Origin of the sequence: Bacillus sp. EKM202B (assembly GCF_011066025.1) — a bacterium.
Classification (GTDB): domain Bacteria; phylum Bacillota; class Bacilli; order Bacillales; family Bacillaceae_G; genus Bacillus_A; species Bacillus_A toyonensis.
Genome location: NZ_JAAMNK010000002.1, coordinates 334,244 through 347,352, shown reverse-complemented (window position 1 = coordinate 347,352; position 13,109 = coordinate 334,244). Strand labels below are relative to the sequence as shown.

The 13,109-nt window shown below is 35.6% G+C and carries 13 protein-coding genes and 2 pseudogenes; 9 read left to right on the top strand and 6 right to left on the bottom strand.

What is annotated here, in order from left to right; all coding sequences use genetic code 11:
- Positions 1 to 158: 158 nt before the first annotated feature.
- Both G9F74_RS05075 and G9F74_RS05070 read left to right on the top strand, forming a co-directional pair.
- Complete coding sequence (locus tag G9F74_RS05075; protein WP_000412000.1) at positions 159 to 1,454, top strand: alpha-amylase family glycosyl hydrolase; 1,296 nt, start codon at positions 159 to 161, stop codon at positions 1,452 to 1,454.
- Between the two features lie 10 nt (positions 1,455 to 1,464).
- Entirely contained in the window at positions 1,465 to 1,692 is a 228-nt protein-coding gene (locus G9F74_RS05070) for a hypothetical protein (RefSeq protein ID WP_001169968.1), read from the top strand.
- A 39-nt stretch (positions 1,693 to 1,731) separates the two neighbouring features.
- On the opposite strand, the gene G9F74_RS05065 is transcribed toward G9F74_RS05070, so the two are convergent.
- Positions 1,732 to 2,223 (bottom strand): YajQ family cyclic di-GMP-binding protein, encoded by a 492-nt coding sequence (locus G9F74_RS05065; protein WP_001040146.1) that lies wholly within the window; start codon positions 2,221 to 2,223, stop codon positions 1,732 to 1,734.
- A 230-nt stretch (positions 2,224 to 2,453) separates the two neighbouring features.
- Here G9F74_RS05065 and G9F74_RS05060 point away from each other — a divergent pair, with 230 nt between their 5' ends.
- From G9F74_RS05060 to G9F74_RS05045, 4 genes and pseudogenes are all read left to right on the top strand, one after another.
- Positions 2,454 to 3,308, top strand: a complete 855-nt coding sequence (locus tag G9F74_RS05060; RefSeq protein ID WP_000281281.1) for a CvfB family protein — start codon at positions 2,454 to 2,456, stop codon at positions 3,306 to 3,308.
- A 252-nt stretch (positions 3,309 to 3,560) separates the two neighbouring features.
- Positions 3,561 to 4,988: pseudogene (locus tag G9F74_RS05055) on the top strand (RHS repeat domain-containing protein); the annotation flags it as partial.
- A gap of 16 nt (positions 4,989 to 5,004) precedes the next feature.
- Positions 5,005 to 5,367 (top strand): annotated as a pseudogene (locus tag G9F74_RS30385) (hypothetical protein).
- A gap of 221 nt (positions 5,368 to 5,588) precedes the next feature.
- A complete protein-coding gene (locus tag G9F74_RS05045; RefSeq protein ID WP_016108001.1) occupies positions 5,589 to 6,191 on the top strand; it encodes a hypothetical protein in 603 nt (200 codons plus the stop codon).
- A gap of 68 nt (positions 6,192 to 6,259) precedes the next feature.
- On the opposite strand, the gene prsA is transcribed toward G9F74_RS05045, so the two are convergent.
- Both prsA and G9F74_RS05035 read right to left on the bottom strand, forming a co-directional pair.
- On the bottom strand, positions 6,260 to 7,117 hold the full coding sequence (prsA, locus tag G9F74_RS05040; protein ID WP_001214219.1) for a peptidylprolyl isomerase PrsA: 858 nt from the start codon (positions 7,115 to 7,117) through the stop codon (positions 6,260 to 6,262).
- A gap of 129 nt (positions 7,118 to 7,246) precedes the next feature.
- Positions 7,247 to 7,378, bottom strand: a complete 132-nt coding sequence (locus tag G9F74_RS05035; RefSeq protein WP_001120851.1) for a DUF3941 domain-containing protein — start codon at positions 7,376 to 7,378, stop codon at positions 7,247 to 7,249.
- A 100-nt stretch (positions 7,379 to 7,478) separates the two neighbouring features.
- On the opposite strand from G9F74_RS05035, the gene G9F74_RS05030 reads away from it, so the two are divergent.
- Positions 7,479 to 8,336 (top strand): YitT family protein, encoded by an 858-nt coding sequence (locus tag G9F74_RS05030; RefSeq protein ID WP_000364440.1) that lies wholly within the window; start codon positions 7,479 to 7,481, stop codon positions 8,334 to 8,336.
- A 25-nt stretch (positions 8,337 to 8,361) separates the two neighbouring features.
- On the opposite strand, the gene G9F74_RS05025 is transcribed toward G9F74_RS05030, so the two are convergent.
- From G9F74_RS05025 to G9F74_RS05015, 3 genes are all read right to left on the bottom strand, one after another.
- Positions 8,362 to 8,559, bottom strand: coding sequence for a DUF3813 domain-containing protein (locus tag G9F74_RS05025; protein WP_000527396.1), 198 nt, complete (start codon positions 8,557 to 8,559; stop codon positions 8,362 to 8,364).
- Positions 8,560 to 8,700, bottom strand: coding sequence for a hypothetical protein (locus tag G9F74_RS05020; protein WP_000516816.1), 141 nt, complete (start codon positions 8,698 to 8,700; stop codon positions 8,560 to 8,562).
- Between the two features lie 104 nt (positions 8,701 to 8,804).
- Positions 8,805 to 9,614 carry a Cof-type HAD-IIB family hydrolase gene (locus G9F74_RS05015; RefSeq protein WP_000043171.1) on the bottom strand — a complete coding sequence of 270 codons (810 nt, stop codon included), beginning with the start codon at positions 9,612 to 9,614 and terminating at the stop codon, positions 8,805 to 8,807.
- A 492-nt stretch (positions 9,615 to 10,106) separates the two neighbouring features.
- Here G9F74_RS05015 and G9F74_RS05010 point away from each other — a divergent pair, with 492 nt between their 5' ends.
- The gene (locus tag G9F74_RS05010) at positions 10,107 to 10,286 is read left to right on the top strand and encodes a YjzC family protein (protein ID WP_016082481.1); all 180 of its coding nucleotides are present in this window, start codon (positions 10,107 to 10,109) and stop codon (positions 10,284 to 10,286) included.
- A gap of 210 nt (positions 10,287 to 10,496) precedes the next feature.
- Entirely contained in the window at positions 10,497 to 13,097 is a 2,601-nt protein-coding gene (clpB, locus tag G9F74_RS05005) for an ATP-dependent chaperone ClpB (RefSeq protein WP_016108002.1), read from the top strand.
- Positions 13,098 to 13,109: the final 12 nt, after the last annotated feature.

The window sequence follows — 13,109 nt, the reverse complement described above, 5'->3', positions numbered from 1 at the left end:
CGAAATTGAGGTGAAAATCAACTGAATTTTTAGAAAATTTCATTAATCATGTAAGAAAATCTAACATTATGTATTTTTGAAGGAATGAAATCAGCGTATGCGATTTGCTTGGATAATTGGTATAATATTCTTACAATTAAAAAACTTGGGGGATGCGTGTGGAAAAAATATGGACTAGGAACCTATTCATTTGTTTTTGTTTAGCTGTCGTTTTGTTTGTACCAATACATACTTTTGCAGATGAAAAAAGAGAGTGGCGAGATGAAGTCATATATTCGATTATGATTGATCGCTTCAATAATGGAGAACCGAAAAATGACAAGCAGTTAGACGTTGGTAATTTAGAAGGTTATCAGGGCGGAGATATAAGAGGGATTATAAAAAGGCTGGATTATATAAAAGAAATGGGTTTTACGACTGTTATGCTTTCGCCGCTTTTTGAAAGTGGACAGTATGATGGATTAGACGTGCGAAATTTTCAAAAAGTAAATGAACATTTCGGAACAGAAAATGATGTGAAAGAGCTTGTAAAAGAAGCTCACGAAAAAGGAATGAAAGTTGTATTTCAATTTCCATTTGGAGAAAACGAACAACAAGTAATCGACTCGATGAAATGGTGGGTAAAAGAAGTCGATTTAGATGGAAGTTATGTAATACATAGTGAAAAAAAGCCGCGTTCTTTCTGGGGTGACGTTCAAAAGGATATGCAAGTGATAAAGAAAGATTTTCGTATTATGACAAAAGAAGATAGTGAATACAATGAAAAAATAGTAGAATCGTTTTCCGAAGCGGATGTATCGGTGAAATCGTTATATGATGTGAGTAAAAAAGAAGAGGAGTTTGTTACGTTTTTAGATAATCAAGAAACAAAAAGGTTTGCACGTATCGCAAAAGAAAATATGTATTATCCGCCATCACGTTTGAAACTAGCTCTTACCTATTTATTAACATCACCAGGGATTCCGAATTTTTATTACGGAACTGAAATCGCATTAGATGGAGGAAGCGTACCGGATAATCGCCGATTAATGGATTTTAAATCAGATGAAAAGTTTATGCAGCACATAACAAAGCTTGGCGAACTTAGACAAATGAGACCATCTTTACGACGTGGTACGTTTGAACTTTTATATGATAAAGATGGAATGAGTATATTAAAACGAAAGTACAAAGATGAAGTAACATTAGTAGCAATTAATAATACGAAAGAAACACAAAAAGTTGCCTTACCTGCAAGTGCAATTGGTGAAAAACAACAGTTAAGAGGATTGTTAGAAGACGAAATTATAAGAGAAGAAAACGGGAAGTTCTATCTCGTTTTAAAGCGCGAAGAATCGAATGTGTATACTGTTAGTAAAGAAACAGGTGTGAATTGGTTATTTATTTCCTTAATCGTCGGTGTGAACGTATTATTTATTGCGTTTTTAATTGCGGTTAAAAGGAAACACAGATGAGGTGAGATATTTGCAGAAAAAGAAGTTGCTCGCTCTATGTTCATGTCTTCTTATCGTATTTGTAAGTTTGTATTTTGGGGACATCGGTGACGATAGGGAATTTGTTCGGTGGGGTGATAGTATTCATTCTGTTGACACAGCAGCTCTTAAGAAAAATAATATTCAATACAAAATCGAAAATGATAAAGTATATATTCCGAAAAAATCATTTGATAAAGCGATATGGTGCTGCTCTTAATAAATACAAAAACTCCTCTAATTAAGAGGAGTTTTCTTTTTAGCGATAGTTAATGAATTGTACGTCAATCGGTAAGTCAGCACTGCGAACGGCTGCGATTACTGCTTGTAAGTCATCACGGCTTTTCGCTGTAACACGTACTTGATCATCTTGTACTTGTGTTTTCACTTTTAATTTCATTTCTTTAATGATGTTGTTAATTTTTTTCGCGTTATCTTTATCGATACCTTGTTGTAACGTTGCGCGTTGGCGAACAGTGTTACCAGTCGCAGCTTCCACTTTTCCATAGTCCAAGTTTTTAATTGGAACGTTACGTTTTACAAGTTTAGAAATTAAAACGTCTTTTACTTGGTCTAATTTGAACTCGTCGTCAGAAGTTAAAACAAGTACTTCTTTTTCTAGTTTAATATCACTTTTACTTCCTTTAAAGTCATATCGGTTTTGGATTTCCTTTAATGCGATGTTAATTGCGTTTGTTACTTCAGGTAATTCTACTTTCGAAACGATGTCAAAAGAACTATCTTTTGCCATAGTTAGCACCTCCAAATAAATTTCTAATCTTTTTATGTACTGTACATACTAAAGTATAGCTGAAAACGAGCTTAGACTTAAGTGTTTTCATACTGATATTCATGTAACCTCACTTTATTATAGTGAATTTTGGGCAGTTGGACAAATAAAGGAAAAATCGTGTTATAATTAACTTTTGTTTGGAATGATAAAAAAGATAACTTTATATATATAGAAGGGAATTAAAAAATATGTATTTGCAATTAGGATCGATTGAACAGGTAACTGTTTTACGCGAAACGGAAATCGGATATATGGTTGGGAATGAAGAGGAAGAAATTTTCCTACATAAAAACGAAGTAGCTGGAGAAATTGAAGAAGGCGATACAATTGATGTATTCTTATACCTTGATCACCAAAATCGTATTTCAGCAACAATGAAGGAGCCAATTATTACAACACATGATTGGAATTGGGTAAAGGTTGTAGAAGTTATTCCTAGTTTAGGTGTGTTTGTTGATATTGGTGTATCAAAAGATATACTAATTCCACTTGATGAGTTCCCGATTTATATGCCAGTATGGCCAGAAGTAGGCGACGAATTATATTGTACGTTAAAATTAACGAATCGTGATCGTTTAATCGCTCTTCCAGCAAGAGACAGTGATATGCAAGAAATTATCGTAGATGCGACGCCATCTATGCGTAATAAAAACGTCAATGGACGTGTGTATCGTTCACTTCAAGTTGGTTCATTCATACTAACTGATGAGCATTTCCGTGCTTTCTTACACCATACAGAAAGAAAAGAACAAGTCCGCATCGGTGAGCGTGTAACAGGTCGTATTATTGACGTGAAAGATGACGGTACAATCAACATTTCACTTCTTCCTCGTAAAGAAGAAGGAATGGAAGATGATGCTGCAGTAATTTATGAATATATGGAAGAAAGAGGCGGAGCAATGCCGTTTTGGGATAAGAGCCACCCAGAAGACATTAAAGAACGTTTCAATATGAGTAAAGCTGCGTTTAAGCGTGCGCTTGGTAAAATGATGAAAGAAGAAAAGATTTACCAAGAAGAAGGTTGGACTTACTTTAAGAAATAAAGTGAATGAAAAAGAACTATTTTTTCTCTAAATTTTTAAGAGAAAAAATAGTTCTTTTTTTTATTATAAAGTAGATAAAAAGTAAATAAGGTGTAATAAAACGTTTAATCTACAAATATTTTACTGTATTTATAAGGAAAAAAGAATATAAAATGGTAAATTGTCGGAAAATATACATTTTTAGAAAAAAGACACAATATTGTCGTTTTTATATTGAAGATCATCAGAAAATTCTTTAAATTGTTAATTGTAAGAATGAAAACAGATGAGAATGGCCACGTACGTACGTATATCGCACCGAATGATGCTGGTGTAACGTATAATTATGATCAAACAGGGAAACTATCGGATTTAGCTATTGCAACACCAAAGCAAATGCTACTATTAGAGAAATATGAGTATGACAAAACAGGAAACCGTACGAAGATTAAACATGAAAGTTCTGATGGGAAAATAACGGAAACAAATTACGTATACGATCCAATTAATCAATTATTAAAAGAATCTACACCAAATGGAACAGTTAGAGACTACACGTATGATGGATTTGGCAATCGTACGAGTGTGAAAGTAACAGAAAATGGAAAAGAAACGAAATCAGTAATCGCAACATTTAACGAAGGAAATCAACTTCTAAAATTCGGAAACGAATCGTTAACGTATGACGCAAATGGTAACCGTACATCTGATGGGAAATACACATACACATGGAACGAAGCAGACCAACTTGTTGCTGTAACGAAAAAAGGGGAAGGCAAACCGTTCGCAACATATAAATACGACAACGAAAACCGTCGTATTGAAAAGAACGTAAACGGACAAGTAACCCGTTACTTCTACGACGGTGATAGCATTAACCCGCTATACGAAACAGACGGAAACGGAAAAGTCCTCCGACAATACGTTTACAACAAAGACGGCGTCCGCCTAGCAATGAAAATACAAGATCAATCGGTATACTACCACTACAACCCGCGCGGTGACGTAATAGCAATGACCGACAAAGATGGGCAAATAGTCGCCAGCTATGAATATGATGCATGGGGTAACGTCTTAAAGAGTGAAGCAAAAGGAATCGCAGCAGACAACCCATTTGGATATGCAGGATACATGTATGATAAAGAAATTGGTATGTATTACTTGATCGCTCGTTACTACAATCCAGATTATGGTGTGTTCCCTGATCCGGGTAATGAGGATGATCCAGTAACGCAGAATGGATATACGTATACGGATAATAATCCGGTAATGATGGTCGATCCTGATGGACATGTTGCTTGGTGGGTTGGTAGTGCTGCTATAGGTGCTGGTTGGGAAGTTGGAATGTACCTATATAAAAATAGAAATAAGGGATACACATGGAAAGGAGGACTTAAAGCAGCGGGATATGGAGCGGTTAAAGGGGTGATTTCTGGTGGAGCAGGAAGGATTTTGGGCTTTATGAGTCCTCTTAAAGGTTTGGGAAGAGCAATTTTTCAAAAAAGAAGTCTCACACCTGCAATGAAACAAGGTGTAAGCAATGCAAAACGATTCATGCAGAATCCTAGAAAACATATCCAAAGGAATCCAGGGGTTCGGCTAGATGGAATGAAAAGAGCGAAAAAACAAAGGGAAAAAGCATTTAAAAATTCAACGAAAGCGAAACTTATGAGGATTTCGAATGCAGTAGGAAGACGTTAATAAAGAGGGGTTAAATGTGCTTATAGAAATTTTAGAATTTGCTGCTATCTTGGCTTTAGAATGTGTTTTAATATTGATTGTTTTATTTCAAGAAAGTAATGTAATTAGTATTAAAGAAAGTATTACTAATAGTAGGATCTTGTTTATTATTCAAGTCACACGTATTTTAATAGGAATATAGATAGTATTTGTTACGGAAACTACTATAATTGCTGTCTCAAAAGTGACTGCAATTCAATTAATTATTTTACTTCTTATTTGGGCATGCTCGAAGTATGTACAAAAAAGTGCTGAAAAATGGATAATTACTATAGTTGCTTTTGTTATTTATGGTGTTGGTACTTACATGTATATTCAATTTGCTTTTAGAGGCTATTAATATACCACCAGAAAAGTTAGTGGTCAGAAAGATTCATTTGTTAAATGTGTGTATGAAGGAAGAGCGAATATAGGCTCTTCTTTCTATATATATATTACGACGATGACAAACTATAATAAGGAAGTTGTCGCAACGTATGAATATGATGCATGGGGGAACGTCTTAAAGAGCGAAGCAAAAGGAATCGCAGCGGACAATCCATTCGGATATAAGGAGAAAATATGGATAAATATATTGAAATACACAAACCTGCAACGGAAAAAAACGAATATTTTCTAGTATTAGATGAGCATGATAATTTTGAAAATGATAAAATTTTGAATTTGTTATCAACAATTAATAGATATATAGTTGATGTTGATACAAGCATGGAACAATTTATGGAAACAATGATGTCGAAATTTCATTTATATCTTTTAGTGAATTGTGAAGGGGTTCAAGAAGAATTAACAAAGGTGCAAAATTATATTTGGGAAAAAGAATTAAAAGAGTTAAACTGGAAAAAGTCGATCGTAAAGAGCGCAATTTTAATAAACCAGTATGATCCTGCAACTGATATTTTCGATGTGATTTCTCCTGTATGTATGGAGGGAAGCCTCATGTTCCTTTTCTCTGAAAAGGAAGTAAACGAAAATGAGTTAGAGAGTATCATAAAGTATATGAAATTTGATCGGACAAGAGTATATTTCAATAAAGAAACAATTGAACTGGCGGGGGAAATGGGTTATATAGTAGGGCATTTTGAAGATGAGTATTATATAGTATCTTTACGTTCGGAAAAGCAAGTATTTGTTTGCTATGCAGAAGAATGTATCATAGGCTAGAATACAAGCAATAAAACATGAAATAAAAAAAGCACAGTCTTATCTTTTTAAATAAGACCGTGCTTTTTTTAGTTTCCCCGCTCAAATATAAGAGAAAATGTATCGTTTAATTCACTATCATTTATTTTAATATTTGCCTTTTTTAATTCGTCTTGTAATAGTTTTTGACTGAATGTAGGGTCAGCGATACGTTCTTCTTCTAAGTTTTTACGAATGGAGTCTTTCACTTCATCGTAAGGCTTTAAATCCTTTTTATCAGTTAATTTAATAATGTGATAGCCGTTCGTTGATTTGACGGGATTGCTAATTTCGCCAACTTTTAGTTTGTAGGCAGCTGTTTCAAATTCAGGCGCCATTGTACCTGAATTAAAGTATCCGAGGTCTCCGCCTTTTTCTTTTGATAGTAGATCTTGTGATTCTTGTTTTGCTAATTCTTCAAATGAAGCACCAGCGTCTAGTTTTTTCTTTATTTCTTTCGCTGCATTTTCATCGCTTACTAAAATGTGACTCGCTTTAATTTCTGGTTTATAGTGGTCTTTCACGTCTTTTTCTGTAACGCTTTTCTTAACCGCTTCATGCAGAGCGAGTTTGAACTTCATTTGATTTTTGAAATCAGCCTCATCTTTTAAACGATTGTTTTCTAAAAATCCTTTGAATTGGTCTCCAAATTGATTTTTTACTTTTTGGACCTCGTTATCTACATCATCGTCAGATACTTTATATTTTTTCGTAATAACGTCGTATGCCATCATTTCGTATAGCATGTCTTTTCCGTAACGATCTTTCAATTGTTTTTCGAAGTCGCTCTTCGTAATGGTTGAGTCTGTTGCTGTAGCGACTGTAGCTGATCCATTCTTTTGTCCGCAAGCAGAAAGCATTAATATACTTATTAGTGCAGTAATAATGAAAATATGTTTCCCTCTCATGCTAACACCTCATCCGAATATGTTATCGCTATTGTAGAATATAGAAGTGAACATGAAGTGAATTTTTAATGTTTTTTCCTGTGAAATGTAAAAAAAGTACATCAACAATTATGTTGATGTACGATGGGATCAAAGGTGATCAGTCTTCTTGGAATATGCGCGCTTGCCCTGCTGAATATTTTTTTGCTCTTGCTCATTTTTTTGCGTGCGTTTTGCATTATTATCGCGAGCTTTTTTGTCGTTATCACTCGTATGTGGCATATGTATCAACTCCATTTCTAAACGTTGTACGTTTATCATTTCCTTTTTCGTAAAGACTATGTATAGCGGTGCATTTATGAAGGGTAAAGGTGGATTAGAGATGGATTTGAAGTTGAATTATACCGAACTTATTAAGAAATTAATCGTTGTAATTATCGCAGGTTTATTAAATGCGATTGGAATGAATTTGTTTTTAACACCAGCGAAAGTGTACGCGAGTGGCTTTGCTGGATTGTCTCAATTACTATCACAAATATTAGGTGATTTTTTATCTATTCATATATCTACAGGGGTGTTGTTTAGTTTATTTAATATTCCTGTCGTTATTTTAGCGTGGAAAAAGGTTGGGAAGGCTTTTACGTTTTTTAGTTTTCTATGCGTTATATTTATGACCTTGTTTTTAGAAATTATCCCAGTTCGAGCGGTTTCGAACGATATTATACTAAATGCAATTTTTGGCGGCATTATTTCAGCGATTGGGGTAGGGGTTGCATTAAAATGGGGTGCTTCTACAGGTGGTTTAGATATCATTGCGATGATTTTATCTAAGATAAAAGATAAACCTGTCGGTACATACTTTTTCTTTTTTAATGCAATTATTATTATCGCTGCGGGTTATGTATATGGGTGGGAGAAAGCGTTATATACGTTAGTAACTTTATATGTATCAACGAGAATTATTGATGCCATCCATACTCGCCATGTGAAAATAACAGCGTTAATCGTTACGAAAAATGGTGCAGACGTACGAAAGGCGATTCACTCACGATTAGTGAGAGGGATTACAACTATACCTGCAACAGGTGCTTACACAAATGAAAATAAGGAAATGTTAATGATGGTTATTACTCGTTACGAGTTGTACGAATTAGAAAGGGTTATTAAACAAGTAGACCCAGGTGCGTTCACAAATATACTGCAAACGGTCGGGGTATTCGGATTGTTTCGAAAAGATTAAAGAGGACCAAAGCTGGTCCTCTTTTTTAATGCAAATTCGTAATGTTTTGCAACTGCTCCTGCATCTCGCGTAGCTGAACTTTCTCAGCAGTTGAAGAGTTTGCGTAAGCGGATTGCAAAGCGTTTTTTGCTGTATATACGAGATCTTGTTGTTCAGCGCCGCTTGAACAAGATACGGCATTTGCAACAGCATCTCTAGCTTGTTGGAATAGTAAGTTCCCCATTTAAACCCCTCCAAAAGAAGAGTTACTTCTCGCTTTTTCTGCCTCAGCTAATGTACCTCTGTACGGGAATCTTGCATCATGCTTCATAACAGCATCGGCTCCTTGTTGGATAAAACGTTTTGATTTGTTCTTTTTACCCATTCGAAAAACCCCCTTTATTTAGCTGAAAACAATTGACGCGTTAACTCGGCGTCTAATTATAGTATGAGCGTTTGGCGAGAAACTATAAGCAGGGAATTTTTAGATTACAATCCAAGAACCTCTTCTAAATATAGAGCGATGCCATCTTCTTCATTTGTTAATGTCGTATGATTGGCGAGTGATTTTAATTCAGGTATTGCATTACCCATTGCGATACCGTGACCAGCAAATTCAATCATTTCAAAATCATTATCTTCATCACCGAAAGCGATAATGCGCTCTTTTGGAATGTTGTAATGACTAGAAATTTTTTGCAATCCGACCGCTTTATTTAATCCACTTTTTACAATTTCAATAATTGGCCAAGGTGCGCCCCATTTTCTATGATCGATCACTTCAGCGTGCATATCAGTTAAATGTTGACGAATTGCAACGGAATGATCATCGTGTGCGTCAATTAATAAACAAGTCGGATGGTCGTTTAAAATATTTAATAAATCTCCTGTGAAAATCTTTGGAGAACCAAATTCGAAAATGTGTTTTTTATCTTCATCAATTTCACGAACGTACACATCATCCATTACTTCAGCGTATATATTTTTTACGCCGAAATCAAAGCAAGCTCGGACAATTTCTTGGGCTGTTGCTAGCTCAAGTGGAGAGTGATGTGTGCCCCAATTTGAATCAAGAGGGTGATGCACGTAAGCACCATTAAAGTTTACAATCGGTGTATTAAGATTAAGTTCTTTATAATAATCAAAACTAGCACGGAATGGACGTCCTGTTGAAATGACGACGATATGCCCTTGTTCCTTTGCTTTTGTAATTGTCTGTTTCGTTCGAGTGGAAATTATTTTGTTGTCTGTTAATAAAGTGCCGTCTAAGTCTAATGCGATTAAATGTTGTTTACTCATAATTTCACCTCTTATAATAATTTTTTTGTATCTATCTGTATTTCCGTTTTTAATATGCAGAAATAAGAGGTTAGACTGGGTGAGACCACCATAGATGGAAAGTTCACTATATATCCATCTTACGTCGCAAAGTACTGTGGTGTCTACTATTTCTCGTTGGAAATCAAGAAAAGTCAATAACTTTTTAGAAAGTTCAAACAATGTTTCTTTCATTATGTACAAATTGTGAAAAGGGTTACATTGCCCGTATGAGGAGGCTTATAATAAACATGTAATCTTCTCGTATATGTTTGACTCTCCTTTGAAGCTAGCCTACAGGTAGGTTGGTTTCTTTTTTTTCTACAAGTAAGGAAGTAATCCCTGCTTAAGCTTGTGTAATTATATATATTGTAAATCGGTGAACTGTAGTACTTGTTTCCTAAACATGACAGAAAAGCTTTCTTTTAAAATGGATATACTAATGAGGCAAGACGTCATGGAAGGAGAATGAAGATGGGACAAAATCGCAGGTTTCGTTCTGGACAAAAAGCGCCAAATGATGGCGTTTACGTAGAAATTGGTGAAACGGGGAGTATGGTAAAAAATCCGCAAATGGTACAATTAACTGCCGGTGAAAAGTTTCCAGATAACACGAATCATAACCGTCAGTGGACATATAAAAGAAAACCGTAACAGAAGCCGCAATCTTTATTGCGGCTTTTTTTTGTTACATAATATAATTTCATTTACTGTACTTTTTTAAGTAGCATAATGAATGCTCCCTTTTTCTTTTTCCAATAATAAGTTTGAAAATACATAGGCAAATTTATTGTATAAAAAAGTAAGTTGGCGTATAATCAAATCAAAGGTCAAAGAAAGTCAAACTTTTGGAGGGCTGTAAAGATGGACTTAAATCAAATGACAACGAAAACACAAGAGGCGATTATGAGTGCCCAATCTTTAGCGGTATCTCATCATCACCAAGAGGTGGATACTGTTCATCTATTACTTGCATTATTAGAGGAGCAAGATGGATTAGCAGTACGTATATTTCAAAAAATGAATGTTGATATAGAAGCATTGAAGCAAGATGTAGAAAATGTAATTAAAAAGAAACCTTCTGTAACGGGAAGCGGAGCAGAAGCTGGGAAATTGTATATAACAAGCAATCTGCAGCAACTGCTTGTAAGAGCAGGGAAAGAAGCAGAAAAACTGCAGGATGATTACATTTCAGTAGAACATGTATTGCTTGCTTTTTCTGAAGAAAAAGGCGATATCAATCATTTATTTACAAGATTGCATATTACGAAAGATAACTTATTACAGTCTTTAATGACAGTTCGGGGGAATCAAAGAGTGACTAGTCAAAATCCAGAAGCAACTTATGAAGCATTAGAAAAATATGGCCGTGATTTAGTGGCGGAAGTGAGAGCAGGGAAAATTGATCCTGTTATCGGACGAGATAGTGAAATTCGCCGCGTTATTCGCATTCTTTCACGTAAAACGAAAAACAACCCTGTTTTAATTGGTGAGCCAGGTGTTGGTAAAACAGCAATTGTTGAAGGATTAGCACAGCGTATCGTGAAAAAAGATGTACCAGAAGGGTTAAAAGATAGAACAATCTTTGCATTAGATATGAGTGCACTTGTAGCCGGAGCAAAATTCCGTGGTGAATTTGAAGAGCGCCTGCAAGCTGTATTAAATGAAATTAAAAAGAGTGAAGGCCGTATTTTATTATTCATTGATGAACTTCATACAATCGTCGGCGCTGGTAAAACAGAAGGTGCGATGGACGCAGGGAATATGTTAAAACCGATGCTTGCTCGTGGTGAACTGCATTGTATCGGGGCAACGACATTAGATGAATATCGTAAATATATTGAGAAAGACCCAGCGTTAGAAAGACGTTTCCAACAAGTATTAGCAGAGGAACCGACTGTTGAAGATACAATCTCCATTTTACGTGGTTTAAAAGAGCGTTTTGAAATTTATCACGGTGTAAATATTCATGACCGCGCGATTGTAGCAGCATCTGTTTTATCAGATCGATATATTTCAGATCGCTTCTTACCGGATAAAGCAATTGACCTTGTTGACGAAGCATGCGCAACAATTCGTACAGAAATTGATTCTATGCCAACAGAATTAGATGAAGTAACGCGCCGTATTATGCAGCTGGAAATTGAAGAAGCCGCTCTTGGAAAAGAGAAGGACTTTGGTAGCCAAGAACGTCTAAAAACATTGCAACGTGAATTATCGGATTTAAAAGAAGTTGCAAGTAGCATGAGAGCGAAATGGGAGAAAGAAAAAGAAGATATTCACAAAGTTCGTGACTTACGTGAACATTTAGAGCGTCTGCGCCGTGAATTAGAAGAAGCAGAAGGTAATTACGATTTAAATAAAGCAGCTGAACTTCGTCACGGAAAAATTCCTGCAATTGAAAAAGAATTAAAAGAAGCGGAAGAAATGAGCGCACATAATAAACAAGAAAATCGTTTATTACGCGAGGAAGTCAGTGAAGAAGAAATTGCTGATATCGTTTCACGCTGGACTGGTATTCCTGTCGCAAAACTCGTTGAGGGTGAACGTGAGAAATTACTACGCTTAGAGCAAATTTTATCAGAGCGTGTCATCGGACAAGAGGAAGCGGTAAGTTTAGTATCAGACGCAGTTCTTCGTGCACGCGCTGGTATTAAAGACCCGAACCGTCCAATTGGTTCCTTCATTTTCTTAGGACCGACAGGTGTTGGTAAAACAGAACTTGCAAAAACGTTAGCGCAGTCTTTATTCGATAGTGAAGAGCAAATGATTCGTATCGACATGTCTGAGTATATGGAGAAACACGCTGTGTCACGCTTAATTGGTGCGCCTCCTGGATATGTTGGATATGAAGAGGGCGGTCAATTAACAGAGGCGGTAAGACGTAAACCATATTCCGTTATTTTGTTAGACGAAATCGAAAAAGCACATCCAGAAGTATTCAACATTTTATTACAAATGTTAGATGATGGACGCATTACAGATTCGCAAGGACGTACAGTAGACTTTAAAAACACGGTTATTATTATGACTTCAAATATTGGATCTGCTCATTTGTTAGATGGATTAGAAGCAGATGGCTCCATTAAAGAGGAATCAAGAGAACTTGTAATGGGGCAATTAAGAGGACATTTCCGACCAGAGTTCTTAAACCGTGTCGATGAAATTATTTTATTCAAACCGCTTACAACGAATGAAATTAAAGGTATTGTTGATAAAATTGTAAAAGAATTACAAGGTCGTTTAGCTGACCGTCATATTACAGTGGAATTAACGGATTCTGCAAAAGAATTTGTTGTAGAAGCTGGCTTTGATCCGATGTACGGAGCTCGTCCATTAAAACGATACGTACAGCGTCAAGTGGAAACGAAATTAGCGAGAGAATTAATTGCAGGCACAATTACGGATAATAGTCACGTAGTTGTTGATGTAGAAAATAACGAATTAGTTGTTCATGTGAAATGAAAATAAAAAAGA

Bases quoted from the DNA above. Each gene is read 5' to 3' on its own strand.
- G9F74_RS05065 (WP_001040146.1), bottom strand. From the start codon at position 2,223: ATGGCAAAAGATAGTTCTTTTGACATCGTTTCGAAAGTAGAATTACCT.
- G9F74_RS05060 (WP_000281281.1), top strand. From the start codon at position 2,454: ATGTATTTGCAATTAGGATCGATTGAACAGGTAACTGTTTTACGCGAA.
- G9F74_RS05045 (WP_016108001.1), top strand. From the start codon at position 5,589: ATGGATAAATATATTGAAATACACAAACCTGCAACGGAAAAAAACGAA.
- prsA (WP_001214219.1), bottom strand. From the start codon at position 7,117: ATGAGAGGGAAACATATTTTCATTATTACTGCACTAATAAGTATATTA.
- G9F74_RS05035 (WP_001120851.1), bottom strand. From the start codon at position 7,378: ATGCCACATACGAGTGATAACGACAAAAAAGCTCGCGATAATAATGCA.
- G9F74_RS05030 (WP_000364440.1), top strand. From the start codon at position 7,479: ATGGATTTGAAGTTGAATTATACCGAACTTATTAAGAAATTAATCGTT.
- G9F74_RS05025 (WP_000527396.1), bottom strand. From the start codon at position 8,559: ATGGGGAACTTACTATTCCAACAAGCTAGAGATGCTGTTGCAAATGCC.
- G9F74_RS05020 (WP_000516816.1), bottom strand. From the start codon at position 8,700: ATGGGTAAAAAGAACAAATCAAAACGTTTTATCCAACAAGGAGCCGAT.
- G9F74_RS05015 (WP_000043171.1), bottom strand. From the start codon at position 9,614: ATGAGTAAACAACATTTAATCGCATTAGACTTAGACGGCACTTTATTA.
- G9F74_RS05010 (WP_016082481.1), top strand. From the start codon at position 10,107: ATGGGACAAAATCGCAGGTTTCGTTCTGGACAAAAAGCGCCAAATGAT.
- clpB (WP_016108002.1), top strand. From the start codon at position 10,497: ATGGACTTAAATCAAATGACAACGAAAACACAAGAGGCGATTATGAGT.